Genomic DNA, 26397 nt, shown 5'->3' with positions numbered 1-26397 from the left:
CGCTCCGCCCGCGCCCGCGCCCGCGCCCCGTTCCGCCCGACCCGGCCGCCGCTCAGCCGCGTCGCCGGAGCGGCCGAAGCGAGAGCGTGCGGATCACGGGCCGCTCCACGTAGCCGCCGCGCACCAGCCCGGCGCCACGCTCGAACGCGTTGCGGGAGGCCGGGTCGCCCGTGCGCCAGGAGGACCACGCCGCCGCGAGCGCGTAGGCCGGCAGGAACGGCAGCCCGAGGCACGCCGCGTACTGCGCCGCGTGGGCGCCCTCGTGCCGCCACAGTTCCGGCGTCATCCGCAGCCCGGGCCGGGTGAACACCACGTCGCCCACCGTGAACGCGGCCCCACCCGGGAAGGGGGCCGTCCACCCGCGCGCCTCGATGAGGCCCAGGGGACCCGGCCGCAGCTCGCAGCGCGCGACGACGGCGCCCACGAGTCCCAGGGGCGTGGACAGGTTCACGAGGTTCCACAGGCCGCGGGTCCGGGCGGCCCTCATCGGTCGGACCCCTCGGCCGCGGCCCGGCCGGGCTCCGGCACCGCGAAGTACAGGAGCGCGTGGGCCGAGCAGCCGGGGTTGAAGCCCGCCCCGCACGAGGGGCACGCCGGCGAGGCGGGCGAGGCGCCGCCGTCGCCGTCCGGGGAGGCGGCCATGGCCGCGCGATACGCGTGGACACTCAGCTCGGCGCGGCACACTCCGCACAGGACGTGCGGCCGGGCGAAGTCCGTGGCCGGCACGGGGACGGCCGGGTGGCCGGCGAGCTCGGCGTGGCACCGGTGGCAGGGCCAGTAGGCGTCGCAGCACGCGAAGCGCATCGCGACGACGTCGCGGGGGCTCTGGTAGTGGGCGCACCGGGTCTGCCCGTCCACGGCGACCCCGCGGACGGGCACGGACGGCGGGACGGGGGCGTCGGTCATGCCGCTCAGCGTAGAGGTGTCCGTCCCCACCCGGACACTAGACTGGGCCCGCCCCCATCAGCCAGCACGCGAAGGTCGTTGCCCCCATGACACCCAGCACCGAGCCCGGCGCGGAGTCCGCCGCGCCCGCTCCGGAGATCTCCCCCGTGGACGCCGAGGCGGTGGACGCGGCCGTGCAGGCCGCCCTCGCCGCCTTCGCGTCCGCGGACGACCTGGACGAGCTCAAGGCCGCCCGCCTGGCCCACACCGGCGACCGCGCCCCGCTCACCCTGGCCAACAAGGGGATCGGTGCCCTGCCCAAGGAGCGCAAGGCCGAGGCCGGCAAGGTCATGGGCGCCGCGCGCGGCCGCATGAACAAGGCGCTCGCGGCCCGCACCGCGGTGCTGGAGGCCGAGCACGCCGAGCGGATCCTGCGCGAGGAGACCGTGGACGTGACGGCCGCCGTCCGGCGCCGCCGCCCGGGCGCCCGCCATCCGCTGTCCCTGACCATGGACCGGGTCTCCGAGATCTTCGTCGGCATGGGCTGGGAGATCGCGGAGGGCCCCGAGCTGGAGTCCGAGTGGTTCAACTTCGACGCGCTCAACTTCGCCCCGGACCACCCGGCGCGCGAGATGCAGGACACCTTCTTCGTGGAGCCCGCCGAGGCCCATCTGCTCCTGCGCACCCACACCTCCCCCGTGCAGATGCGCTCCCTCCTGGAGCGCGGCGCGCCCACCTACGTGCTCTGCCCGGGCCGCACGTTCCGCACGGATGAGCTGGACGCCACCCACACCCCGGTGTTCCACCAGTTCGAGGGCCTGGCCGTGGACCGCGGCCTCACCATGGCCCACCTGCGCGGCACGCTCGAGTACTTCGCGCGGCAGATGTTCGGCGCGGAGGCGGCCATCCGCCTGCGTCCCAACTTCTTCCCCTTCACCGAGCCCTCCGCCGAGCTGGACATCTGGCATCCCGGCGCCAAGGGCGGCCCCCGCTGGATCGAGTGGGGCGGCTGCGGCATGGTCCACCCGAACGTGCTGCGCGCCGCCGGCCTGGACCCGGACGAGTTCTCCGGCTTCGCGTTCGGCATGGGCGTGGAGCGCACGCTCATGTTCCGCAACGAGGTCCCGGACATGCGGGACATGATCGAGGGCGACGTCCGCTTCTCCCAGCACTTCGGCATGGAGGTCTGATCCAATGCGCATCCCCCTGAACTGGCTCCGGGAGTTCGTCCCCGTCCCCGCCGACCACCGCGCGGAGGACGTCATGGCGGACCTCGTCCGCGTCGGCCTCGAGGAGGAGGACGTCCACCGTCCCGCCGCCGAGCTCGAGGGCCCCATCGTGGTGGGCCAGGTGCTCACCAAGGAGCCCGAGCCCCAGAAGAACGGCAAGACCATCAACTGGTGCTCCGTCCGCGTGGTGCCCGACGGCGCCGAGCAGACCCTCACGGGCGAGGGTGTCGACCCCTCCGGCGTGCAGGGCATCGTGTGCGGCGCGCAGAACTTCGAGGTCGGGGACAAGGTGGCCGTGTGCCTGCCCGGCGCCGTCCTGCCCGGCGACTTCCGCATCAGCCCCCGCCAGACCTACGGCCATGTCTCGGCCGGCATGATGGCCTCCGTCCGCGAGCTCGGCCTGGGCGAGGACCACGAGGGCATCCTGGTGCTCTCCACCCTCGGCCTGGATCCGGAGCTCGGCGCCGACGTGCGCGACGTCCTGGACCTGCGGGACGAGGCCGCCGAGATCAACGTGACGCCGGACCGTGGCTACGTGTTCTCGATGCGCGGTGTGGCCCGCGAGTACGCGCACGCCACGGGCAGGCCGTTCACGGACCCGGCGGAGGCCGTCGCCCCGCCCGCGGCCGACGACGCCGGCGTGCCCGTCACGCTCGACGACGACGCGCCCATCTACGGGAACCCGGGCTGCACGCGCTTCGTGGCCCGCACCGTGACCGGCGTGGACGCCTCCCGTCCGACGCCGCCGTGGCTGGCCTCACGGCTGCGCCTTGCCGGGATCCGCTCCATCTCCCTGCCGGTGGACGTCTCCAACTACGTCATGTGGGAGCTGGGCCAGCCGCTGCACTTCTACGACGCGGACAAGCTCCAGGGCGGCATCACCGTGCGCCGGGCCGCCCCGGGGGAGACCCTCACCACGCTCGACGGCAAGGAGCGCACCCTCGACGCCGAGGACCTGGTCATCGCGGACGAGGTCGGCGCCGTGGGCCTGGCGGGCGTCATGGGCGGGGAGCGCACCGAGGTCTCGGACGCCACCACGGCCGTCGTGATCGAGTCGGCCAACTTCGATCCGGTCTCCATCGCCCGCACCCGCCGCCGCCACCGCCTGCCCTCCGAGGCCTCGAAGCGCAACGAGCGCGGCGTGGACTGGGAGGTCGCGGACGAGGCCGCCGAGCGCGCCGTGCAGCTGCTCGTCGAGCTGGCCGGCGGCGTGGCCGCCGAGGGCGTCACGGACGTCGGCGAGCGCCCGGCCCCCGCCGTCGTCGAGATGGCGGCGGACTACCCGACCGCCCGCGTGGGCGTGGAGTACACCGCGGACGAGGTCGTGGAGACCCTGCGCTCCCTCGGCGCCGAGGTGGAGGTCGGCGAGACCGGCGACGGCGGTGCGCCGCTGCTGCGCGTCACCGCTCCGTCCTGGCGCACGGACCTGCAGATCCCCGAGGACCTGGTCGAGGAGGTCGCGCGCCTGCGCGGCTACGACCAGATCCCCTCCGTGGTCCCGGTCGCGCCCCCGGGCCGCGGCTTCACGCGCGCCCAGGCCCAGCGCCGCCGCGTCGCCGCCGCGCTCGCGGCCGGCGGGCACACCGAGGTCCTGACGTACCCGTTCGTCTCCGAGGAGCAGAACCGCCGGTTCGGCGCCGCGACGGATGCGGCCGCCGACGCGCTCGCGACGGTCTCGCTCGCCAACCCGATCTCCTCCCAGTTCCGGTTCCTGCGCACCTCGCTGCTGCCGGGCCTCGTGGAGACCGCGCGCCGCAACCTGGGCCGCGGCTTCCGTGACCTCGCGCTGGCCGAGGTGGGCCGAGTGTTCCTGCCCTCGGGCGCGCTCGGCTCGCCCGAGGTGCCGCCGCGCGGCGTGCACCCCTCCGCCGAGGTGCTCGAGGGACTGACCTCCGGCGTGCCCGCGCAGCCGTGGCACGTGGGCGGTGTCCTCGTCGGGCACGAGGCCCCCGTGGGCCCCGGCGCCGCCGGGCGCGCCGTGGACTGGCAGGACGCCGTGTCCGCCGCGCTGGACGTCGCGGACCTGCTCGGGGTCGAGCTCACGGTCCGGCAGGGCGCGCACCACGCGTTCCACCCCGGGCGCGCCGCCGAGCTCGTCGTGGCCGTCGCGGACGGCGAGGCCGTCGTCGGCGTGGCCGGCGAGCTCCACCCCCAGTGGCTCGAGGCGGAGGACCTGCCCGCGCGCCTGAGCGCGTGGGAGCTGGACCTGGACGCGCTGTCCGCGGCGGCGCCCGAGGCCGTCGTCGCCGAGGCCATCTCCACGTACCCGCCCAGCACGCAGGACGTCGCCCTCGTCGTCGACGTCGCCGTGGTGGCCGGGGACGTGCGCGCGACCCTCGCCGAGGGGGCGGGCGAGCTGCTCGAGGACGTCGCGCTGTTCGACGTGTACGAGGGGCCGGGGGTGCCCGAGGGCACGAAGTCGCTGGCGTTCTCCCTGCGCTTCCGGGCCCCGGACCGCACGCTCACCGCGGACGAGGCCTCCGCGGCCCGCGCCGCGGCCACCGAGCTCGCGGCCCGGCGCCACGGCGCGGTGCAGCGCTGAACGGTCCTCCCGTGGGCGCGCGCCACGCTCCCGCCCCGGGTGGCCTTCCGGGCCGCTGGGGTCTGACGACGGCCGTCTCCGCACCCGCGGGGGCGGCCGTCGCCGCCACCGCCGCCCTCCTGGAGGAGATCGCGTCGGCGCTCGCCGACGTGTGGGGGGAGCCGGTGGGCCCGCTGGGGCTGGGGCACGCGTGCCCGGCCTGCGGGGGGACGGACCACGGGGCGCCCTCCCTCACGGGGCTGCCGACCGGCCGCTGCGCGCTCGTCTCGTTCACGCACGTGGCGGTGCCCGGGGCGCCGGGCATGCGCGTCCGGCTCGGCGCGTGGTGGGCCGGAGCGGGGCGGGGGGCCGGCCTCGGGCTGGACCTGGAGCGGGAGGACGCGCCGGCCTTCGCGACGGACGCCGCGCTCGGGGACGTCGCCTTCTCGCCTCGGGAGCGCGGCTGGCTCGCAGATCACGACGAGGCCGCCCGCCCGGCCGCCCGCGCGGTGCTGTGGACCCGCAAGGAGGCTGTCGTGAAGGCCGCCGGGACGGGCTTCACCGGTGATCCGACCGACGTCCCCGCCCTGCGGCCTCCCGCGGGCATGCGCGTGGTCGACCTCGACGACACGGTCGTCCCCGGCGCCGTCGGGGCGCTGGCCTTCCGGGTGCGACGCGGACGATGACCGCGCGCGGGCGCAACCGCCGCCGGCGTCAGCCCGGGAACGCCGGCAGCGGCGCCCTCGCGGTCCACGCCTCGAACAGCGCGTCGACGTCCGATCCCTCCACGCCCTCCGCCTCGGCCCACGCGTGGACGTGGGCGCGCAGCGCGGCGGTGTCCACCGTGCCGAAGCGGTGCTGCGCCACCCAGGCCCGGACCATGTCGCGGAAGGCGCGCGGGCCGAGGAGCTCGCGCAGCGCGAACACGGTGAGGGCGCCGCGCTTGTACACGCGGTCGTCGAACATGTCCCGCGGCCCGGGGTCCACGAGCACGAGGTCCTCCGGCTCCTCGCGCAGCCGGTGCCACGCGCGGCGGGCCATCGAGGCGATGCTGGAACGGCCCGACGCCTCGGCCCACAGCCACTCCGAGTAGCACGCGAAGCCCTCGTGCAGCCACAGGTCCGACCAGCGGCCCAGCGTCACGGCATTGCCGAACCACTGGTGGGACATCTCGTGGGCGATCAGCCGCTCCGACTCCCACGAGCCGTCCAGGTGGTTGGTGCCGAACAGGGACATGCCGGCCGCCTCGAGCGGGATCTCGAGGACCTCGTCCGCCACGACGGCGGTGTACTCCTCGAACGGGTAGGCGCCGTAGGCGTCCACGAACGCGGACATCATCCGCGCCTGGGGCGCCAGCGCGGCGCGGGCGCGCTGCTCCTGGCGGGGCGAGACCACGAGCCTCAGCGGCGGCAGGCTCGCGTCGGCGTCGGCGGCCACACGGGAGGCGGCCGCGTGCGCCCCGCGGCCGGCCGGGACGGGCACGGCCGTCGGTGCGTCCACGCGGCGGTACCGCCCGATCTGCACGGTGAGCAGGTACGCGGGAACGGGCCGGTCCATGCGCCACTGCCACGTCACGCGGGAGCCGCGGGTGCGCACGGGCCGGCCGATCCCGTTGGCCACGGGGAGGTAGCCGGCGTCGCAGGTCAGGGTGATCTGTGCCGTCGAGCGGACCGCGGGGGAGTCGATGCACGGCAGCCACGTGGACGCGCCGTGCGGCTGCCCGGCCACGAGGACGCCGTCGGTGAGCTCCTCCCAGCCGATGGTGCCCCACGGGCTGCGGCGCGGCGCGGGGGTGCCCGCGTACGTCACCGTCAGCTCCACGAGGGCGCCCTCGGGGAGGCTCTCGCCCAGCTGCACCACGAGGCGGTGCGGCGTGCGGCGCGGCTGGGAGTGCCGGACCTTCAGCGTGCGCCCGTCCACCGTTCCGGTCACGGACTGCGCCGCGAGGCGGTGCAGGTCCAGCTCGACGCTCGAGGTCTGGCGCCGCAGCCGCACGCGCAGCACGGCCACGCCGGCCACGCGGTTGGCGGCCAGCCGGACGTCGAGCGTCAGGTCGATGTGCTCGATGGTCGCCACGTCCGTGCCGACTCCGGGGATGTAGGGGTCCGTGCTCATGATTCCTCTGCGGTGGTGGCGGGGGCGGCGGTGCTTCCGTGCTCGACGACGGCGACCGGTCCGTCCGGCATGCGCCACGGCGCGACGGGGTTGCCGAGCCACCAGGTGCCGGCGGGCAGGTCCTCGCCGCGCATGACGAGCGAGCCGGCGCCGACGGTGGTGCCCGCGCCCAGGCGCGCCGCGGGCAGGACCACGGAGTTGGGGCCCAGCGTGGCGCCGTCGCCCAGGGTGACCTCGTCGAGGGCCATGACGCGGTCGTGGAAGAGGTGCGTCTGCACCACGCATCCGCGGTTCACGGTGGCGCCGTCGCCGAGGGTGACGAGGTCGGCCTCGGGCAGCCAGTAGGACTCGACCCACGCGCCGTGCCCGATCCGCGCGCCCATCGCCCGCAGGAACCACACGAGTGCGGGCGTGCCGGCGGCGGCACGGGCGAACCACGGGGCGGCGAGGAACTCGGTGAACGTGTCGGCCACTTCGTTGCGCCAGATGAACGAGGACCACAGCGGGTGCTCCGAGGTGCGGATGCGCCCCACGAACAGCTTCTTCGCCAGCACGGTGATGCCGGCCGCCACCGCGCCCGCGGCCAGCAGCACGACCCCGCCCAGCACGGCGGCCAGGAGCCAGCCCCCGACGGCGGCCAGCGCGGCGAGTGCCGCACCGACGGCGATGGTGAGGGCGACGTGGAGCCACACGGGGATGGCGCGCAGCAGCTCCCACGCGGTGCGCGCGGCCTTGAGCCGGGCCGGCGGGTCGTAGGTCAGGGCCGCGTCCGCGGCGACCTCGGTGCGGCGCAGGCGCACGGGCGGGGAGCCCATCCAGGAGGAGCCGGCCTTCGTCTTGGCCGGCGTCGTGGAGAGCACGGCCACGAGCGAGTCTCGGCGCAGGGTGCGCCCGCCCGGGACCATGCCCGAGTTGCCCACGAAGGAGCGCTTGCCCACCTTCGCCGGGCCCACGTGCATCCAGCCGCCCTGCAGGGTGTAGGAGGAGACCATGGTGTCGTCGGCGAGGAACGCGCCGTCGCCCACGCGGGTGAACTTCGGCAGCAGGACCACGGTGGAGGCCTCCACGTCGCGGCCGATCTCCGCGCCGAGCCAGCGCAGCCACACGGGCGTGAAGCGCGAGGCGTAGAGGGGGAAGAGCTGGTCTCGCGCGGCGTCGAGGACACGCTCGGTGGCCCAGATCTGCCAGCCCACCCGAGAGCGGACGGGGTGGTGGCCCTCCGTGATGCCCACGGAGAGCACGCGCACGGTCAGCAGGACCAGCAGCATCTGCGTGCCGAACCACACCGCCGCCATGAGCGGCGAGGCGGCCAGCAGGCGCAGGGCGGTCTGCCCGACGGCGGCCAGCGGGGTGGCCGCGGCGCCCGCCTCCGGCCACCACGCCAGGGACCACGCGCCCACGGCGAGCGCGGCGGCGGCCGCCACGAGCGGCAGCAGGGCCAGCACGGTGGAGCCCACGGTGGAGGCGATGCGCCAGCCCGTGGCCCGGGGTGGCGCCACGTTGGGCCCGTCCGCCTTGACCTTGCCCACCTTGGCGGCGGGAGATCCGGCGTGGCGCTGGCCGCCGCGCAGGCGGCCGGCCACGGTCGAGCCGGCCTCCACGTGCGCGCCGGCGCCCACGCGGGCCCCCGGCATCAGCGTCGAGCGGGCGCCGACCACGGCGCCGGCGCCCACGTGCATCCGGCCGATCCGGACGACGTCGCCGTCCACCCAGTAGCCCGAGAGGTCGACCTCCGGCTCGATGGACGCGCCCTCGCCGATCTCGAGCAGGCCGGTCACGGGGGGCACCGAGTGCAGGTCCACGTCCGGGCCGATCTTCGCGCCGAGCAGGCGGGCGTAGGCCGGGACCCACGCGGCGCCGGCGAGCGAGTACGGGTCCACGAGGTCCGTGACGTGCTGGGCCAGCCACAGGCGCAGGTGGACGCGGCCGCCGCGCGGATAGGAGCCGGGCTCCACGCCGCGCAGCAGCAGCCGCGCCGCGAGGCCGGCGATGAGCATGCGACCCGGCGCGGTGACGACGAGCAGGGCCGCCACGCCGAGCACCCACCACGACACGGTCGGCAGCCCGGGGGCCAGGCCGGTCAGGGCGAGGACGTTGAGCACGAGGCCCGTCCACACGCCCAGGCGGAGCGCGGGCAGCACGAACACGGGCAGGCCCACGAGGGTCTGCGCCCACTGCGTGCGGTGCCGGGTGCGGGCCACGTGGCGGTCGTGCACCTCGATGCCCGGGGCGTCGCCCTCCTCACCCACGACGGCGGCGACGAGCGCGCCGGCCTTGGAGTGGCGGTACACGTCCTGTACCGTGACCGCGGGGTGGCGCTGGCGCAGGCGTGCCACGAGCTGCGCCGCGGCGAGGGAGCCGCCGCCGGCGGCGAAGAAGTCGGTCTTCGGCCCGGCGGGGGCCTGGCCGAGGATGTCCGCCCACTGCCGCAGGACCCAGCCCGCGGGGGTGGACTCGTCGATCTCGGGGGCGCCCTCGTCCGCGGCCTCGGCGCCCGGCAGGGGCCAGGGCAGGGCGTGGCGGTCCACCTTGCCGGAGGTCTTGGTGGGCAGGGACTCCACGAGGGCGAGGCGCGGGACGAGGGCGGCCGGCAGCTCCTCGGTGAGGCGCTCGCGGGCGTCCGCGAGGTCGAAGTCCTCGAGCGGACCGCCGGGCTTGAGGTAGCCCACCAGGATCTGGTGCCCGGCGGGGGTGGAGCGCACCGCGGCCGCGCCGCCGTGCACCCCGGGCAGTGCCTGGAGGGCGGCGTCGACCTCGCCGAGCTCGATGCGACGGCCGCCGAGCTTCACCTGGTCGTCGGCGCGGCCCACGAACAGCAGGCCCGCGGGGTCGAAGACCACGAGGTCGCCCGAGCGGTAGGCGCGCTCCCAGCCCAGCGAGGGCAGGGGGGCGTACTTCTCGGCGTCCTTCGCGGGATCCAGGTAGCGGGCCAGCCCCACGCCGCCGATGATCAGCTCGCCCGTCTCGCCCGCGGCCACGGGGACCCCCGTGGCGGGATCGACGACGGCGAGGTCCCAGCCGTCCAGCGGCAGCCCGATGCGCACGGGCCCCTCGCCCGTGAGAGGGGCAGCGCTGGCCACCACGGTCGCCTCGGTGGGGCCGTAGGTGTTCCACACCTCGCGGCCCTCCACCGCCAGGCGCGCGGCGAGCTCCGGCGGGCAGGCCTCGCCGCCGAAGATGAGCAGACGCACGTTGTCCATGGCCTCGGTCGGCCACATCGCGGCGAGGGTGGGCACCGTGGAGACGGCGGTGATCCGGCGCTCGGCCAGCCACGGGCCGAGGTCCATGCCCGAGCGCACGAGGGCGCGGGGGGCCGGCACGAGGCATGCGCCGTGGCGCCAGGCCAGCCACATCTCCTCGCAGGAGGCGTCGAAGGCCACGGAGAGCCCCGCCAGCACGCGGTCGCCGGGGCCGAGCGGGTCCTGCTGGAGGAAGATCCGCGCCTCAGCGTCCACGAATGCGGCGGCGGAGCGGTGCGAGACGGCCACGCCCTTCGGGGTGCCCGTGGAGCCGGAGGTGAAGATGATCCACGCGTCGTCGCCCAGGCCCGGGCGCACGGGCTCGCCCGTCCCGACGTCGGCGGCGGGCTCGCGGGAGGCGCTCAGCACGCGCTCGTCCGTGAGGATCCCGGCCACGCGGGCCTCGCCGAACACGAGGCGGGCGCGCTCCTCCGGGTCGTCCGCGTCCACGGGGACATAGGCGGCGGCGGCGGCCAGCACGGCGAGGATGGAGACGTAGAGGCCGACGGTGCCGGACGCGATCCGCACGCCGATCCGGTCCCCGGGTCGCACGCCGCGCTCCGCGAGGAAGCGGGCGGACTCCAGCACGCGCTCGTGCAGCTCCGCGTAGGTCAGCTGCTCGCGGCCGTCGTCGAGGGCGGGGGAGTCGGGATGCTCACGCACCGTGGCCTCGAAGAGGTCGAGGAGGGTCCGTGGGGGCGGGGTGCGGTCGGATCCGGGGAGCTGCGGCGGGTGGACGCGGGCGGTCGGCTCGGTCATGGGACCTCCGATGAAGGGTCAGTCGATGGGTGGGCGGCGCGGCGTCGGGAGATTCACGACGGGCCGCCGAACCAGCCCAGTGTAGTTCACCTGTTGTTAACCTGACGACTCGTGCGCGGTGTCCTCCCTCCCCGGGCGGCGGCGGAGGCTCTTCCGCGCCGCCCCGCGAGGACGTCGTGACACCGTCACGGCGGGGTCACGGAAGCGTCAGGAGCACCTTGCCGGTCGTCGCGCGGGACTCGAGCAGCTGGTGCGCGCGTCCGGCGTCGGAGAGCGGGATGCGGGCGCCGATCCGCACGTCGAGGGAGCCCTGAGTCCACGCGGAGAAGAGCTCTGCGCCGCGCTGCCGGGTCTCCTCGGCGGTGCGTGTGTAGGCCGCCAGGGACGGCCGGGTCACGTAGAGCGAGCCGCCGGAGTTCAGGCGCTGCAGGTCGAACGGGGGGACCTGGCCGGAGGCGCCCCCGAAGAGCACCAGCAGGCCGCGCACGCGCAGCATCGTCAGCGAGGCCTCGAAGGTGTCCCGGCCGACGCCGTCGTAGACGACGTGCGCCCCCTCTCCGCCGGTGGCCTCGAGGACCGCGTCCCTCAGCTCCGCATAGCCGACGGCGGCGTGTGCCCCGGCGGCCCGCGAGAGCTCGCGCTTCTCCTCGGTGGAGGCGGCGGCGATCACGCGCGCCCCGCGGGCCGACGCCAGCTGGGTCAGGAGCAGGCCCACGCCGCCCGCGCCGGCGGTGAGCGCCACCGTCTGCCCCTCGGACACCTCGAAGGTCGAGCGGCACAGGTAGTGCGCCGTCATGCCCTGCAGGGGCAGGGCCGCCGCGTCGGCCAGGTCCATGGCGTCCGGCACGTCGAGGAGCTGGTCGGCGGGGGCTGTGAAGTGCTCGGCGTACGTGGCGTGCCCGGCGGCCGTCGCCACGCGGCGCCCCACGAGGGAGCCGTCGACGCCGTCGCCCACGGCCACGACCTCGCCCGCACCCTCGGTGCCGGGGGTGAAGGGGACGTCCACGGCGTACACGCCGGAGCGCTGGTACGTCTCGATGAAGTTCAGGCCCGCCGCCGCCGTGCGCACGAGGACCTGCCCGGCGGCCGGCGTCGGCACGGGGACCTCGGTCCACGCCAGTGCCTCGGGTCCGCCCGCGGAGGCGACGACGACGGCGTGGTGGGTGGAGGGGTGGGCGGGGGAGGCGTGTTCGAGGCTCATGCCGTCCACTGTACGATCGCATACATATTCCGAATCTCGCATACACCAGGTAGGGTGGGCCCATGACTCACACCGTCGCCGTCTCCGGCGCCAGCGGCTATGCCGGGGGAGAGGCCCTGCGCCTGCTCGCGGACCACCCCGAGGTCAGCATCGGCGCCATCACGGCGCACTCGAACGCGGGGGAGCGCCTCGGCGCCCTCCAGCCGCATCTGCACACCCTCGCGGACCGCGTGCTGCAGGAGACCACCGCGGACGTGCTCGCCGGGCACGACGTCGTCCTCCTCGCCCTGCCCCACGGCGCCTCGGGCGCGCTCGCCGCGCAGATCGCGGAGCGCTCCCCGGACACGCTCGTCATCGACGCCGGCGCGGACCACCGCCTCGAGTCCGCCGAGGACTGGGAGGCCTTCTACGGATCTGAGCACGCGGGCACGTGGCCCTACGGCCTGCCCGAGTTGCCGGGCCAGCGCGCGAGGCTGGCCGGCGCCCGCCGCATCGCCGTCCCCGGGTGCTATCCCACGACGTCGATCCTGGCCCTGGCCCCCGGGTTCGCGGCGGGCCTGCTCGAGACCTCCGACGTCGTGATCGTGGCCGCGTCCGGCACCTCGGGCGCGGGCAAGGCCGCCAAGCCGCACCTGCTCGGCTCCGAGGTCATGGGAGGCATGAGCCCCTACGGCGTGGGCGGCGGGCACCGGCACACCCCCGAGATCGAGCAGGGCCTGTCCCAGGCGGCCGGGGAGCGCGTGCAGATCAGCTTCACGCCGACCCTCGCCCCCATGCCCCGCGGCATCCTCGCGACGGCGACCGCGCGCCTGCGCCCCGGGGTCGCGCCGGACGCGGTGCGCGCGGCGTGGGAGGCCGCCTACGCGGGCGAGCGCTTCGTCCACGTGCTTCCCCAGGGGCAGTGGCCGGCCACCAAGGCCGTGCTGGGCTCCAACCACGTGCAGCTGCAGCTGGCCGTGGACGGGCGCGCCGGGCGCGTGATCGTCACCGCCGCCCTCGACAACCTCACCAAGGGCACGGCCGGCGGCGCCGTGCAGTCCATGAACATCGCCCTGGGACTGCCGGAGCAGACCGGGCTCGAGCACCAGGGGGTCGCGCCGTGAGCGTCACCGCAGCACAGGGGTTCCGCGCGTCCGGCGTCACGGCCGGGCTCAAGCCGTCGGGGAGGCCGGACGTCGCCGTCGTCGTGAACGACGGGCCGCAGCACGCCGCCGCCGGCGTGTTCACGACGAACCGCGTGGCGGCCGCCCCCGTGCGCCTCTCCCGCGCGGCGCTCGCGGACGGGCGCGCCGCCGCCGTCGTGCTCAACTCGGGCGGGGCCAACGCGGCCACGGGCGCGGCCGGCCTCGAGGACGCCCGGCGCACGGTGGAGCACACGGCAGCGGCCCTGTCCGTGGACCCCGCCGACGTCGTGGTCTGCTCCACGGGTCTGATCGGCGAGCGCCTCGCGATGCCGCTCCTGCTCGAGGGCGTCTCTGCGGCGGCGGGCTCGCTCTCCGCCGACGGCGGCGGGGACGCCGCCGTCGCGATCATGACGACGGACACCGTGCCCAAGCAGGCGCTGGCGACGGGCGAGGGCCACGTCATCGGCGGCATGGCCAAGGGCGCCGGCATGCTCGCGCCCGGACTGGCGACCATGCTGTGCGTCCTCACCACGGATGCGCTGCTGCCCTCCGCCGTGCTCGACGCCGCGCTGCGGGAGGCCGTGCGCACCACGTTCGACCGCGCCGACTCCGACGGCTGCATGTCCACGAACGACACCGTGGTGCTGCTGTCCTCCGGCGCCTCGGGCGCCACGCCGGATCCGGGCGAGTTCACCGAGCTGCTGCGCGGGGTGTGCGCGGACCTCGCCCGCCAGCTCATCGGCGACGCCGAGGGCGCGTCGCACGAGATCGCGATCCGCGTGGTGGGAGCGAGCACCGAAGCGGCCGCCGAGGCGGTGGCCCGCGCGGTCTCCCGGTCCAACCTCTTCAAGGCCGCCGTGTTCGGCCAGGACCCGAACTGGGGACGCGTCATCTCGGCCGTCGGCACCGTGCCGGAGGCCCTCGCGCCCTTCGACGCGGACGCCCTGGACGTCTCCTTCAACGGCGTGCAGGTGTGCCGCGCCTCCGGCGTGGGGGAGGACCGTTCCCTCGTGGACCTGGGCGCCCGGGAGGTGCGCGTGGAGATCGACCTGCACGCCGGCTCCGCGGAGGCCACCGTGTGGACCAATGACCTCACCCACGACTACGTGCACGAGAACTCCGCCTACTCCACGTGAGGAGACCCGACATGAGCGAGAACCCCACCGCCGCCCCGCCCGTGCTCTCCACGGCGGACCGCCTCGAGCAGGCCGCCTCGAAGGCCGAGGTCCTCGTGGAGGCGCTCCCGTGGATCCGCCGCTTCGCCGGCACCACCATGGTCATCAAGTACGGCGGCAACGCCATGGTCTCGGAGGAGCTGCGGGCGGCGTTCGCCGAGGACGTGGTGTTCCTGCACCACGTGGGTGTGCACCCCGTGGTGGTGCACGGAGGCGGTCCGCAGATCAACGCGATGCTCGACCGCCTCGGGATCTCCTCCGAGTTCCGGGGCGGACTGCGCGTCACCACGCCGGAGGCCATGGAGGTGGTGCGCATGGTCCTCACCGGCCAGGTCGGCCGCGAGCTCGTGGGACTGATCAACTCGCACGGGCCGTACGCGGTGGGGTCCTCGGGGGAGGACGCCGGCCTGTTCCGCGCCCGCCGGACCGGCGCCGTCGTGGACGGCGTCGAGGTGGACCTCGGGCTGGTGGGCGAGGTGACGGGGGTGAACCCCGCCGCCATCCGGGACGTGATCGACGCTGGGCGCATCCCCGTCGTCTCCTCCGTCGCCCCCGAGATCGGGCCGGACGGCGACCCCACCGGCCACGTGCTCAACGTCAACGCCGACACGGCCGCCGCCGCGCTCGCGGCCGCCCTGGGGGCCACGAAGCTCGTCCTCCTCACGGACGTCGAGGGACTCTATGCGGACTGGCCCGACCGCGGATCCCTCATCAGCTCCCTCACCGCCGGCCAGCTGCGCGCCCTGCTGCCCTCCCTGGCCTCGGGCATGATCCCGAAGATGGCCGCGTGCCTGGACGCCGTGGAGGCCGGCGTGCAGCGCGCCCACGTGGTGGACGGCCGCCGGCCCCACTCCATGCTGCTGGAGGTGTTCACGTCGGCGGGCGTGGGCACCCAGGTGGTCCCCGACGACGACGCACCGGCCCCGGGCCAGGAGGACGCATGAGCACCACCCAGTCCCAGCTGCTCCAGCGCTACGGCGCCTCCCTGACCGGCGTGTTCGGGCCCCCCTCGCGCGTCCTGGTGCGCGGGGAGGGCAGCCGCGTGTGGGACGCGGACGGGAAGGAGTACACGGACCTGCTGGCCGGGATCGCCGTGAACTCGCTCGGCCACGCCCACCCGGCGATCGTGCGCGCGGTGACCGAGCAGGTCGGCACGCTCGGGCACGTCTCCAACCTCTTCACCTCGGAGCCGCAGGTCCGGCTCGCGGAGGAGCTGCTCGCGGCGGCCGGCGCACCCGAGGGCTCCACCGTCTTCTTCGCCAACTCCGGCACCGAGGCCAACGAGGCCGCCTTCAAGCTGGCCCGCCGCCACGGCGGCGAGGACCCCTCGGGGAGGCGCACCCGGGTGATCGCCCTCGAGCGGGCCTTCCACGGCCGCACCATGGGCGCCCTCGCCCTCACCCACAAGCAGGCCTACCGCGCCCCCTTCGAGCCGCTGCCCGGCGGCGTCGAGCACGTCCCGGGCGGGGATCTTCCCGCGCTGCGCGCCGCGCTCGCCCCGGACGCGGACGGGGCCACCGTGGCGGCCGTGCTGCTGGAGCCCGTGCAGGGCGAGGCAGGCGTGCACGGCTGGCCCGCCGGCTACCTGTCCGGGGTCCGCGAGGCCACCCGTGAGGCCGGAGCCCTCATGATCCTCGACGAGGTGCAGTCCGGCATGGGCCGCACCGGGGCGTGGTTCGGCTTCCAGAGCCCGGAGGTCACCGGCTCGGACGTGCCCGTCCTCCCGGACGCGTTCACCCTTGCGAAGGGCCTGGGCGGCTGCGTGCCGATCGGCGCGCTCGTGTGCGTGGGCGAGCGAGCCTCCGGCCTGCTCACCGCGGGCCAGCACGGCACCACGTTCGGCGGCAATCCACTCGCAACGGCGGCCGGCCTGGCCGTCGTCGAGACGATCCGCGCCGAGGGGCTGCTGGAGCGTGTCCGCGCGGAGGGCGTGCGCCTGGCCGCCCGCCTGTCGGCGCTGCCGGAGGTGAGCGCCGTGCGCGCCTACGGCCTGTGGATCGGCGTGGACCTCGCCGAGAGGGCGGGCGCGGACCCGGAGGGCGGGCTCGCCCCCGGCGTCGTGCGGGCCGGCCTCGACGCCGGATGGATCCTCAACGCCACCGGTCCCGCCACCCTGCGCCTGGCCCCGCCCCTGACCATCGGGCGGGCCGACCTCGACCGCTTCACGGACTCGCTGCCGGCCCTCGTGGCCGCCGCCTGAGCGACCTCGCGCCACCGACCTGGCGGGCCCGCCCGCCCCACCCGTCCGCCCCACCTCTCCGGGAGGAGACCCCATGAGCACCGCCCCCCACCCCCCGACCCGCCACTTCCTGGTGGACACGGACCTGAGCCCCGCGGAGCAGGCCGAGGTCCTCGACCTGGCCCTGGAGATGAAGGAGGACCGCTTCCTGCACCGCCCGCTGGCGGGTCCCCGCACCGGCGTGGTCTTCTTCGACAAGACCTCCACGCGCACCCGCGTGTCCTTCTCCGCCGGGATCGCGGAGCTCGGCGGCAGCCCGCTGATCGTCAACCCGGGGGAGTCGCAGCTGGGCCACAAGGAGTCCGTCGCGGACACGGCCCAGGTCCTGGAGCGCATGGTCGGGATCATCGTGTGGCGCACGTTCGCGCAGGCCGGTCTCGAGGAGATGGCCGCCCACTCCCGGGTCCCCGTGGTCAACGCGCTCTCCGACGACTACCACCCGTGCCAGCTGCTCGCCGACCTCCTCACGGTGCGGGAGCACAAGGGCCGCACCGCGGGCCTGACCCTGGCGTACGTGGGGGACGCGGCCAACAACATGGCCAACTCCTACCTCCTGGCCGGCGTCACGGCGGGCATGCACGTGCGGATCGCCGGCCCCGCCGGCTTCCTCCCCGCCGACGACGTCGTGGCGGCCGCTCGGGAGCGTGCCCTCGAGACCGGCGGCTCGGTGCTCATCACCTCGGATCCGGGCGAGGCCCTGGACGGCGCCGACGTGGTCGTGACGGACACCTGGATCTCCATGGGCCAGGAGGACGAGAAGGAGGAGCGGCTCACCCTCTTCCGCGCCTACCAGGTGGACGGGGCCGCGATGGCCCGGGCCGCCGAGGACGCGATCTTCCTGCACTGCCTGCCGGCCTACCGCGGCTACGAGGTGAGCGCCGACGTCATTGACGGCCCGGCCTCGGTGGTCTTCGACGAGGCGGAGAACCGCCTGCACGCGCAGAAGGCCCTCATGGCCTGGCTCCTGTACCGCTCCGGGCTGGCGGAGGATCCGCGCGCGACGGCGGAGGGGGCGCGCTGATGGCCGTGCCGACCACCAAGACCGCCCGGCAGGCCGCGATCCGCGAGCTGCTGGCCACGCGCGAGGTCCGTTCGCAGGCCGAGCTCTCCGCCGCCCTGGGGGATCGCGGCCTCTCCGTCACCCAGGGCACCCTCTCCCGCGACCTCGTGGACCTGGGCGCCGTCCGGGTGCGCGGCGCCGCGGGGATGGTCTACGCGGTGCCGGCCGAGGGCGAGGAGTCCGCGGTCCCGCCGCGCAGCTCGGAGTCCCAGCAGGGCCGCCTGGCGAGCATGGCCCGCGAGCTGCTGATCTCCGCCGAGCCGAGCGAGAACCTGGTCGTGCTGCGCACCCCGCCGGGGGCCGCCCAGTTCCTGGCCAGCGTGATCGACCACGCCCGGGTGGAGCACGTGCTCGGCACGATCGCCGGCGACGACACCATCCTGCTGATCACGGCCGGCTCGGAGAACGCACCCGTCGTGGCCTCCCGGCTGCTGGGCCTCGCCGGCTGACCGGGACCGGCGCCCCGGGGCGTCCACCTGCCGGCCGCCGGCGTGGGCGCCACCGCTCCGGACACGCAAGAAGGCCCCCACCGGACGGCGGGGGCCTTCTTGTGGTGCGTGACGCTGAGGGTCACGCGAGGCTCATCAGGCCTGGGGGAGGACGAACTCCTGGCCGATGAAGATGAGGTTCGGATCCTCGATGAGGTCCTTGTTGGCCTCGTAGATGGCCTTCCAGCCACCGTCGACACCGTGCTCGGCGGCCAGCTTGTTCAGGGTGTCGCCCTTGGCGACCACGACGGTCTGCTCGGCCTTGACGGCGGGAGCGGCCTTCGCAGCCTTGGCGGCGGGGGCGGCCTTGGCTGCGGGAGCCGCAGCCTTCACCGGAGCGGACTTCGCGGCAGCGGCCTTCTTGGCCTCGGCGCGCTCAGCAGTGGCCTGCTTGGCCTCGGCGCGCTCGGCGGCTGCGGCACGCTTGGCCTCGGCGCGCTCGGCGGCTGCCGCACGCTGGGCCTCGGCACGCTCCGCGGCGGCACGCTGGGCCTCGGCGCGCTCGGCGCGCTCGGCGCGCTCGGCGGCTGCGGCACGCTGGGCCTCGGCGCGCTCGGCGGCTGCGGCACGCTGGGCCTCGGCACGCTCGGCGGCGGCGCGCTCAGCAGCGGCACGCTCGGCGGCAGCGGCATCCTGACGCTGCACGGTGGCGGTGCGCTCGACGGCAACGGACGGGGTGCCCGCGGCATCGGAGGCGGTCAGGCCCAGCTTCTTGGAGCAGGCGGGCCAGGCGCGCCAGCCCTGCATGTCGAGGAGCATCTCGCCGCGCTTGATCTGCTCGGCCTTCGAGGCCTGGTGCGGGTAGCCCGAGCCACCGACCATGCGCCAGGAGGAGTAGGTGAACTGGATGCCACCGTAGAAGCCGTTGCCGGTGTTGATGGACCAGTCGCCGCCGGACTCGCACTGGGCCAGGCGGTCCCAGGTGGCCACCGAGGCGGCCTGGGCGGGAACGGCGCCGCCGACAGCGGCAGCACCGGCCAGGGTCATGCCGGCGACGACGGTCGCGGTCGCACGGCGGGAGCGGGTGGCGGAAGAAGCGAAGAGAGTCATGATGTCCATGTGTCGAGTCCTCGCTGTTCGGCGGGCCGGGGCGCACCGGGGTCGTCTACTCCTTGGTCGGGTCAAAGACTCCGTCGGCTCGGGACGACCCCACAGCGGGCGACCGACGAAGCATTTCGATCACGAGATCATCGCGTCATCCGCTCAGGCAGATAACGGTGAGATCACGAATCGGCTACGAACGAGTCAACGCCCTTCGGGGGCGGCCCGTCAAATCGGGCACCCGTGGCGACGGCCGGGAGGGACCGAGGGGCTGTATGCGAGGACGATCCGCTCCGTATCGCCCATCCCGGTCGGACAATCCGGCATGAAGCGGCTCGTTGCCGCGCGATCCGTCCACCCAGGGGTGTGGACAACGGTGGAGGGGGCGTGCCCCCGGGGAATGTCCCCCCGTGCATCGAGGGGGTCCGGACGCGCTCGATGTGTGGCAGACGTCATCCCTGCGCCGCGGGGGTTCCATATGCGACGCATTGAATATTTATGCAAATGCTGGGTACGATCGGTCAGCAGTGCGGGGCCAACCGGGCCCGCGCGCCCGCCCCGGACGCAGCACACAGGAGACAGAGGAGTTCATCGTGAAGGAACGCATCATCCTTGCCTACTCAGGAGGCCTGGACACCTCCGTGGCCATCGGCTGGATCGCGGAGGCCACGGGTGCCGAGGTCGTCGCCGTCGCCGTGGACGTGGGCCAGGGCGGCGAGTCCCTCGAGACCATCCGCCAGCGCGCCCTCGACTGCGGCGCGGTGGAGGCCTACGTCGCGGACGCGCGCGACGAGTTCGCGGAGCAGTACTGCATGCCCACCTTGAAGGCGAACGCCCTGTACATGGACGCGTACCCGCTGGTGTCCGCGATCTCGCGCCCCGTGATCTCCCGCCACCTCGTGGCGGCTGCCCGCCAGTTCGGCGCCTCGACCGTGGCCCACGGCTGCACGGGCAAGGGCAACGACCAGGTGCGCTTCGAGGTGTCCATCCAGACCCTCGGCCCGGACCTGAAGTGCATCGCCCCCGTGCGCGACCTCGCGCTCACCCGCGACAAGGCGATCGACTACGCGGAGCGCAACGGGCTGCCGATCGCCACCACGAAGAAGAACCCCTTCTCGATCGACCAGAACGTCTGGGGCCGCGCGGTCGAGACCGGCTTCCTCGAGGACATCTGGAACGGGCCCACGAAGGACGTCTACGACTACACCGACGACCCCGCCTTCCCGCCGGCGCCGGACGTGGTCACGATCGCGTTCGAGAAGGGCGTCCCCACCGCCCTCGACGGCCGCGCGCTCTCGCCGCTGCAGATCGTCGAGGAGCTCAACCGCCGCGCCGGCGCCCAGGGCGTGGGCCGGATCGACATCGTGGAGGACCGCCTCGTGGGCATCAAGTCCCGCGAGATCTACGAGGCCCCGGGCGCGATGGCGCTGATCGCCGCCCACCGCGAGCTCGAACACGTCACCCTCGAGCGCGAGCAGGCCCGCTTCAAGCGCCAGGCGGAGCAGCGCTGGACCGAGCTGGTCTACGACGGCCAGTGGTTCTCCCCCCTGAAGCGCAACCTCGACACCTTCATCGACGCGACTCAGGAGCACGTGAACGGCGAGATCCGCCTCGAGCTCCACGGCGGCCGCGCCACGGTGCAGGGCCGCCGCTCCGAGACGGGCCTCTACGACTTCAACCTCGCCACCTACGACGAGGGCGACGCGTTCGACCAGTCCTCGGCCCGCGGCTTCATCGACATCTTCGGGCTCTCGGCCAAGACCGCGTCCGAGCGCGAGCAGCGCCTGGCCGGCACCGCCGACCTCGCCGACGTCGCCCGCCTGAGCAACGACTGATCGCGAGGGGAGACACGTGACGGAGCAGTCCACGCCGCGGCACGGCACGAATGAGGGTGCCCTGTGGGGCGGCCGCTTCGCCGGGGGACCCTCGGAGGCCCTCGCCGCGCTCAGCAAGTCCACGCACTTCGACTGGCGGCTCGCGCCCTACGACATCGCGGGCTCGCGGGCCCACGCCCGCGTCCTCCACGCGGCCGGCCTGCTCACGGCGGATCAGCTGGGGGACATGCTCGCGGCACTGGACCGCCTGGAGGAGGACGTGCGCTCGGGCGCGTACGCGCCCTCGGCCTCGGACGAGGACGTGCACGGCTCCCTCGAACGCGGTCTCATCGAGCGCGCCGGGCCGGAGCTGGGCGGGCGCCTGCGTGCGGGCCGCTCGCGCAACGACCAGGTGGCCACGCTCGGGCGCATGTTCCTCCGGGACCACGCCCGGATCGTGGCGCGGGGGGTCCTCGACACGATCGACGCCCTCCTGGCCCAGGCCGAGGCCCGCCCCTACGCGCCCATGCCGGGGCGCACCCACCTCCAGCACGCCCAGCCGGTGCTGCTGTCCCACCACCTGCTGGCCCACGCGTGGGCCTTCGCCCGGGACCTGCAGCGCCTCGCGGACTGGGACGCCCGCGCCGCGGTCTCTCCGTACGGCTCGGGGGCCCTGGCCGGATCCTCCCTCGGCCTGGACCCGAACGCGGTGGCCGCGGAGCTCGGCTTCGACTCGGCCGTGTGGAACTCCATCGACGGCACGGCCTCCCGCGACGTCTACGCCGAGTTCGCCTGGGTGGCGGCCATGATCGGCGTGGACCTCTCGCGCATCTCCGAGGAGGTCATCTTCTGGGCCACGAAGGAGGCCGGGTTCGTGGCCCTGCACGACTCCTTCTCCACGGGGTCCTCGATCATGCCGCAGAAGAAGAATCCGGACGTGGCGGAGCTGGCGCGCGGCAAGTCCGGACGTCTGATCGGCGACCTCACAGGCCTGCTGGCCACGCTCAAGGCGATGCCCCTGGCCTACAACCGGGACCTCCAGGAGGACAAGGAGCCCGTGTTCGACGCCGCGGACACCCTCGAGCTGCTGCTCCCCGCGGTCTCCGGGATGATCGCGACGCTGACCTTCCGCACCGAGCGGATGGCGGAGCTGGCCCCCCAGGGCTTCGCGCTCGCCACGGACGTCGCCGAGTGGCTCGTCCGTCAGGGCGTGCCCTTCCGCGAGGCGCATGAGCTCTCGGGGGAGGCCGTCCAGGCGGCCGAGGCCCGCGGCGTCGAGCTGTGGGACCTCTCCGACGAGGAGTACGCGCGGATCTCCCCGCACCTGACGCCGGCGGTGCGCGAGGTGCTCAGCACCGAGGGCTCCCTGGCCGCGCGCAGCGGGCAGGGCGGCACGGCCCCCTCGGCCGTCGCCGCGCAGATCGAGGCGTTGGCCGCAGCCCTGGAGCCCCTCCGGGCGTTCGCGGCCAGCCGGGGCTCGGTGGTCGACGCGCGGTGAGGCGCGCCGGTGCCCTCGCGGGGGCGCCGAGGCCCGGATGGGACGGGGATGGCCGTGCGGGGAGGTCCACCGCGCGGCCATCTGTCGTTCATCTGTGTCGCTGTAGCATGGGTGGTCACTTTTCCACCGGGTGCGCGGCGCGCCGAGCCCGCCCACCCCCGACCGCCCCTGTGAAGGACCACCGCGATGACCGACGTCGTGTCCGCCCGCCAGACGGAGCTCGAACTCGAACAGGGGCGGGTGTCCGAGCGCTACGCCCGGCTGGACGCCCTGCGCGTCGAGAAGGAGGAGCAGCTCGCCCGCGTGCGCCGCACCGGGCTCGAGGGATCGCTCCAGAACCACTCCGAGCGGGACGCCTTCGCCACGCTCTACGAGGACCGCCTCGCCCAGCTCTACGCCGTCGATGAGCGGCTCGTGTTCGGCCGCCTCGACCTGGACCCGGACGAGGACGGCGTGTCGGAGCAGCGCTACATCGGGCGCATCGGCCTCACCGACCCCCAGCAGGAGCGGCTCCTCGTGGACTGGCGCGCCGCCGAGGCCGGTGCCTTCTACCAGGCGACGGCGGCCCGTCGCCAGCACGTGCGCCGCCGGCGTCACCTCATGCTGCGCGGCCGCGAGGTGCGGGACCTGGACGACGAGATCCTGGACCCGGGCCTGCTCGCGGACGACGACCACATCAGCCCGGACTCCCAGGGCGCCCTGCTGGCCGCCGTCACGGCGCGCCGCACGGGCCGCATGGGGGACATCGTCGCCACGATCCAGGCGGAGCAGGACGAGATCATCCGCGCCGGTGTCTCGGGCGCGCTGGTCGTCCAGGGCGGGCCGGGCACGGGTAAGACCGCCGTCGCCCTCCACCGCGCCGCGTACCTGCTGTATACGCACCGCGACCGGCTGGCCCGCTCCGGCGTGCTCGTGGTGGGCCCCTCGACCGCCTTCATGCGGTACATCGAGCGGGTGCTGCCCTCGCTCGGCGAGACGGGCGTCGTGATGGCCTCGCTCGGCACGCTCATGCCGGGGTTCCAGGCCGGACCAGAGCCGCGGGCTGCCGCCGCGGCGGTGAAGGGCCGCCTCGAGATGGCAGAGGTGGTGGCGAACGCCGTCGCGCAGCGCCAGCGCCTCCTCGTGGAGCCCCGCCGGCTGAACATCGACGGCACGGTGGTCAAGCTCAAGCCGGCCATGGTGCGGCGCGCTCGCGAACGCGCCCGTGCCACGGGCAAGCCGCACAACGAGGCGCGCGCGACCTTCGTGAAGATCCTCGTGAAGGACCTCGCGGAGAAGCTGCGCAAGAAGCTGGAGAAGTCCTCCGGCGCCCCCGTGCAGCGGGACCTCCTCCTGGAGGACGTGCGCACCGCCCGCGACGTGCGGGTGGCGCTCAACCTGTGCTGGATGCCGATGACGCCGGAGTGGCTCATCGGGGACCTCCTCTCCCGCGAGCCCCTGCTGCGCGCGGCTGCCCCGTGGCTCTCCGACGAGGACATCGCCGCGCTGCTGCGGCCCGCCGGCTCCCCGTGGACCGAGGCGGACGTGCCGCTCCTGGACGAGGCCGCGGAGCTGCTCGGCGCCGTGGAGGCCCCGCCGACCGGCCGGGAGTCCGAGGCGCAGCACCGCCGCAACGTGGACAACGCGCGCGCCTCGCTGGAGAACATGCACCAGAGCCTCGAGGACATGGGGATCGACGGCGTGGTGGACGCCGAGCAGCTCGCCGCGGCCAACGAGCCCGGCGGCGTCCGCAGGACGACGGCCGACCAGGCCGCCCACGACCGCTCGTGGACGTACGGCCACGTGGTGGTGGACGAGGCACAGGAGCTCTCCCCGATGCAGTGGCGGCTGCTCGCGCGCCGCTGCCCCATGAAGTCCTTCACGGTGGTGGGGGACATCGCGCAGTCCTCGCGGCTCGACGCGGCCGGCTCGTGGGACGCGGCGCTCACGCCGGTCTTCGGGGACCGCTGGCGGCTGGAGGAGCTGACGGTGAACTACCGCTCGCCGGCCCGGGTGATGCGCTGGGCGGCGCAGGTGGCACAGGCGGCCGGTCTCGCCGTCTCGCAGCCCGAGGCGGTGCGCGAGGGCGACCACGCCCCCGAGCTCGTCGCGGAGCCGGGCGGCACGCTCGCCGGGCTGGTCGGCGACGCCGTCGCCCGCCAGCGCGACCTGGTCCCGGATGCACTCACCGCGGTGATCGTGCCCGAGGCCGAGGTGCCCGCCCAGGTGGCCGCCCTGCGGGAGCGCTGGGGAACGGCGCGCGTGGACCGGGCGCCGCTGCCCGGGGTGGAGGTCGTCGTGGTGAGCCCCCGCGAGACCAAGGGACTGGAGTTCGACACCGTGGTCCTCGCGGCCCCCGAGCGGATCGTGGAGGACGCGCACGGCGTCGTCGGCGACCTCTACGTGGCCATGACGCGGTGCACGCAGGCCCTGACGATCGTCTCCACGGCGGAGGAGGCGCGGCTGCCCGCCGGCCTCAGCGCCGTGCCCCGCTGAGGCCGGCGTCGGCGTGGTCCCCCACGACGGCGGCGCGTCGCCGTCGCGGGGGAGCGGGACGTCGGTAGGGTGGCGGCGTGGCTGAATCGACCGTGAACCGTGCCCAGCGCCTGCGGGAGCAGGCCAACGATCCCTCCTTCGAGAACGTGTGGCAGGAGCTGCGCTGGCGCGGGCTCGTCCACGTCTCCACAGACGAGGCCGCCCTCGAGGAGGCGCTGGCCGGGGAGCCGATCTCGTACTACTGCGGGTTCGACCCCACGGCGGCGTCCCTGCACCTGGGCCACCTGGTCCAGCTGCTGCTCATGCGCCGCCTGCAGCTGGCCGGCCACCGCCCCGTCGCCCTGGTCGGCGGTGCCACCGGCCTCATCGGCGATCCCCGGCAGACCTCCGAGCGCGTGCTGAACACGCGCGAGACAGTGGACGCGTGGGTGGACTCGCTGCGGGCGCAGATCGAGCCCTACCTGTCCTTCGAGGAGGACAACGCCGCCACGATGGTCAACAACCTCGAGTGGACCTCCCAGCTGAGCGCGCTCGACTTCCTGCGCGAGGTGGGCAAGAACTTCCGCGTGGGCACCATGGTCAAGAAGGAGATCGTGGCCAAGCGCCTCCACTCGGAGGAGGGGATCTCCTACACCGAGTTCTCCTACCAGGTGCTCCAGGGCAACGACTTCCTCGAGCTGTACCGCCGCCACGGGGTGCGCCTGCAGTCGGGAGGCTCGGACCAGTGGGGCAACCTCACCTCGGGCACGGAGCTGATCCGCAAGGTGGAGGGTGCGCACGTGCACGCCCTTGGCACCCCGCTGATCACGAACGCGGACGGCACGAAGTTCGGCAAGTCCGAGGGGAACGCCGTGTGGCTGAACCCGGAGATGTGCTCGCCCTACGCGTTCTACCAGTTCTGGCTCAACACCGCAGACGCCGACGTGGTCTCCCGGCTGAAGGTGTTCACCTTCCTCACCCGTGCCGAGATCGAGGAGTACGAGCGGAAGGTGTCCGAGGAGCCGTTCCGCCGGGAGGCGCAGAAGCGGCTCGCGTGGGAGGTCACCGCCCTGGCCCACGGGGAGGACGCGACCCAGAAGGTCATCGACGCGTCCGCGGCCGTGTTCGGGGGAGGGGACCTCTCCACCGTGGACGGGGAGACGCTGGCCGCGGTCCTCTCCGAGCTGCCCCAGGCGGATCCCGCGCAGTGGCAGGGAGAGGCCGGCACGGCGACGGCGGTCGAGCTGCTCGTCTCCACCGGCCTCGCCTCCTCGACGTCCGAGGCACGGCGCACCATCAAGGCGGGCGGCGCGTCCGTGAACAACGTGCGGATGACGGACGCGGAGCAGAGGTTCGGCGCGGCCGACGCCCTCGCGGGTCGCTACCTCCTGGTGCGACGGGGCAAGAAGAACATGGCCGGCGCGGATCTGACCGCGCGGTGAGTGAGGGCGGCGTCACAGCCGCTGCCTCTGCCGCCAGCGTCCTGCCGGCAGAGACCCGAGGCCCCGTCCTCCGCAGGATCCTGCGGAAGACGGGGCCTCTCGCATGCCGATGA

The 26397-nt window shown here is 74.7% G+C and carries 19 protein-coding genes; 13 read left to right on the top strand and 6 right to left on the bottom strand.

What is annotated here, in order from left to right; all coding sequences use genetic code 11:
* Window positions 1–52 precede the first annotated feature (52 nt).
* Both AAG742_RS07385 and AAG742_RS07380 read right to left on the bottom strand, forming a co-directional pair.
* On the bottom strand, window positions 53–487 hold the full coding sequence (locus AAG742_RS07385; protein ID WP_298713742.1) for a hypothetical protein: 435 nt from the start codon (window positions 485–487) through the stop codon (window positions 53–55).
* Window positions 484–906, bottom strand: a complete 423-nt coding sequence (locus AAG742_RS07380) for a CHY zinc finger protein (protein ID WP_298713739.1) — start codon at window positions 904–906, stop codon at window positions 484–486. The genes AAG742_RS07385 and AAG742_RS07380 overlap by 4 nt, the downstream gene beginning before the upstream one ends.
* 86 nt (window positions 907–992) lie before the next feature.
* Between AAG742_RS07380 and pheS the strand changes: the two genes are divergently transcribed.
* The 3 genes from pheS to AAG742_RS07365 are packed head-to-tail and all read left to right on the top strand — an operon-like array spanning window position 993 to window position 5321.
* A complete protein-coding gene (pheS, locus tag AAG742_RS07375; protein WP_298713736.1) occupies window positions 993–2075 on the top strand; it encodes a phenylalanine--tRNA ligase subunit alpha in 1083 nt (360 codons plus the stop codon).
* A gap of 4 nt (window positions 2076–2079) precedes the next feature.
* Window positions 2080–4656, top strand: a complete 2577-nt coding sequence (gene pheT / locus AAG742_RS07370) for a phenylalanine--tRNA ligase subunit beta (protein WP_298713733.1) — start codon at window positions 2080–2082, stop codon at window positions 4654–4656.
* An 11-nt stretch (window positions 4657–4667) separates the two neighbouring features.
* Entirely contained in the window at window positions 4668–5321 is a 654-nt protein-coding gene (locus tag AAG742_RS07365; RefSeq protein WP_298713730.1) for a 4'-phosphopantetheinyl transferase superfamily protein, read from the top strand.
* A gap of 28 nt (window positions 5322–5349) precedes the next feature.
* On the opposite strand, the gene AAG742_RS07360 is transcribed toward AAG742_RS07365, so the two are convergent.
* The 3 genes from AAG742_RS07360 to AAG742_RS07350 form a co-directional block, all read right to left on the bottom strand.
* On the bottom strand, window positions 5350–6750 hold the full coding sequence (locus tag AAG742_RS07360; protein WP_298713725.1) for a M1 family metallopeptidase: 1401 nt from the start codon (window positions 6748–6750) through the stop codon (window positions 5350–5352).
* Window positions 6747–10748 (bottom strand): Pls/PosA family non-ribosomal peptide synthetase, encoded by a 4002-nt coding sequence (locus AAG742_RS07355; RefSeq protein ID WP_298713723.1) that lies wholly within the window; start codon window positions 10746–10748, stop codon window positions 6747–6749. Before AAG742_RS07355 ends, AAG742_RS07360 begins: the two co-directional genes overlap by 4 nt.
* A 196-nt stretch (window positions 10749–10944) precedes the next feature.
* A complete protein-coding gene (locus tag AAG742_RS07350) occupies window positions 10945–11949 on the bottom strand; it encodes a quinone oxidoreductase (RefSeq protein WP_298713720.1) in 1005 nt (334 codons plus the stop codon).
* Window positions 11950–12011: 62 nt separating this feature from the next.
* On the opposite strand from AAG742_RS07350, the gene argC reads away from it, so the two are divergent.
* From argC to argR, 6 genes are all read left to right on the top strand, one after another.
* Complete coding sequence (argC, locus tag AAG742_RS07345; RefSeq protein WP_298713717.1) at window positions 12012–13052, top strand: N-acetyl-gamma-glutamyl-phosphate reductase; 1041 nt, start codon at window positions 12012–12014, stop codon at window positions 13050–13052.
* Window positions 13049–14209 carry a bifunctional glutamate N-acetyltransferase/amino-acid acetyltransferase ArgJ gene (gene argJ / locus AAG742_RS07340; protein WP_343281968.1) on the top strand — a complete coding sequence of 387 codons (1161 nt, stop codon included), beginning with the start codon at window positions 13049–13051 and terminating at the stop codon, window positions 14207–14209. The genes argC and argJ overlap by 4 nt, the downstream gene beginning before the upstream one ends.
* Window positions 14210–14220: 11 nt before the next feature.
* Window positions 14221–15192, top strand: coding sequence for an acetylglutamate kinase (argB, locus tag AAG742_RS07335; protein ID WP_298713712.1), 972 nt, complete (start codon window positions 14221–14223; stop codon window positions 15190–15192).
* Window positions 15189–16448 carry an acetylornithine transaminase gene (locus AAG742_RS07330; RefSeq protein WP_343281967.1) on the top strand — a complete coding sequence of 420 codons (1260 nt, stop codon included), beginning with the start codon at window positions 15189–15191 and terminating at the stop codon, window positions 16446–16448. The genes argB and AAG742_RS07330 overlap by 4 nt, the downstream gene beginning before the upstream one ends.
* A 73-nt stretch (window positions 16449–16521) precedes the next feature.
* Complete coding sequence (gene argF / locus AAG742_RS07325; protein WP_298713707.1) at window positions 16522–17508, top strand: ornithine carbamoyltransferase; 987 nt, start codon at window positions 16522–16524, stop codon at window positions 17506–17508.
* Window positions 17508–17996: an arginine repressor gene (argR, locus tag AAG742_RS07320; protein WP_298987419.1), complete on the top strand. Its 489-nt coding sequence runs from the start codon at window positions 17508–17510 to the stop codon at window positions 17994–17996. The genes argF and argR overlap by 1 nt, the downstream gene beginning before the upstream one ends.
* A gap of 135 nt (window positions 17997–18131) precedes the next feature.
* Here argR and AAG742_RS07315 read toward each other — a convergent pair whose 3' ends face one another.
* A complete protein-coding gene (locus tag AAG742_RS07315) occupies window positions 18132–19094 on the bottom strand; it encodes a transglycosylase family protein (protein ID WP_298987422.1) in 963 nt (320 codons plus the stop codon).
* 575 nt (window positions 19095–19669) lie between these two features.
* Here AAG742_RS07315 and AAG742_RS07310 point away from each other — a divergent pair.
* From AAG742_RS07310 to tyrS, 4 genes are all read left to right on the top strand, one after another.
* A complete protein-coding gene (locus AAG742_RS07310) occupies window positions 19670–20911 on the top strand; it encodes an argininosuccinate synthase (protein WP_248117101.1) in 1242 nt (413 codons plus the stop codon).
* 16 nt (window positions 20912–20927) lie between these two features.
* Window positions 20928–22388, top strand: a complete 1461-nt coding sequence (argH, locus tag AAG742_RS07305; RefSeq protein WP_343281966.1) for an argininosuccinate lyase — start codon at window positions 20928–20930, stop codon at window positions 22386–22388.
* A 186-nt stretch (window positions 22389–22574) separates the two neighbouring features.
* Window positions 22575–24863: a UvrD-helicase domain-containing protein gene (locus AAG742_RS07300; protein WP_298713702.1), complete on the top strand. Its 2289-nt coding sequence runs from the start codon at window positions 22575–22577 to the stop codon at window positions 24861–24863.
* Window positions 24864–24940: 77 nt separating this feature from the next.
* Window positions 24941–26284, top strand: coding sequence for a tyrosine--tRNA ligase (tyrS, locus tag AAG742_RS07295; RefSeq protein WP_298713699.1), 1344 nt, complete (start codon window positions 24941–24943; stop codon window positions 26282–26284).
* Window positions 26285–26397: the final 113 nt, after the last annotated feature.

Source organism: Micrococcus sp. 2A, assembly GCF_039519235.1.
Taxonomy (GTDB): domain Bacteria; phylum Actinomycetota; class Actinomycetes; order Actinomycetales; family Micrococcaceae; genus Micrococcus.
The sequence above is the reverse complement of the archived record's forward strand: the minus strand, read 5'-3'. Positions and strand labels throughout refer to the sequence as shown.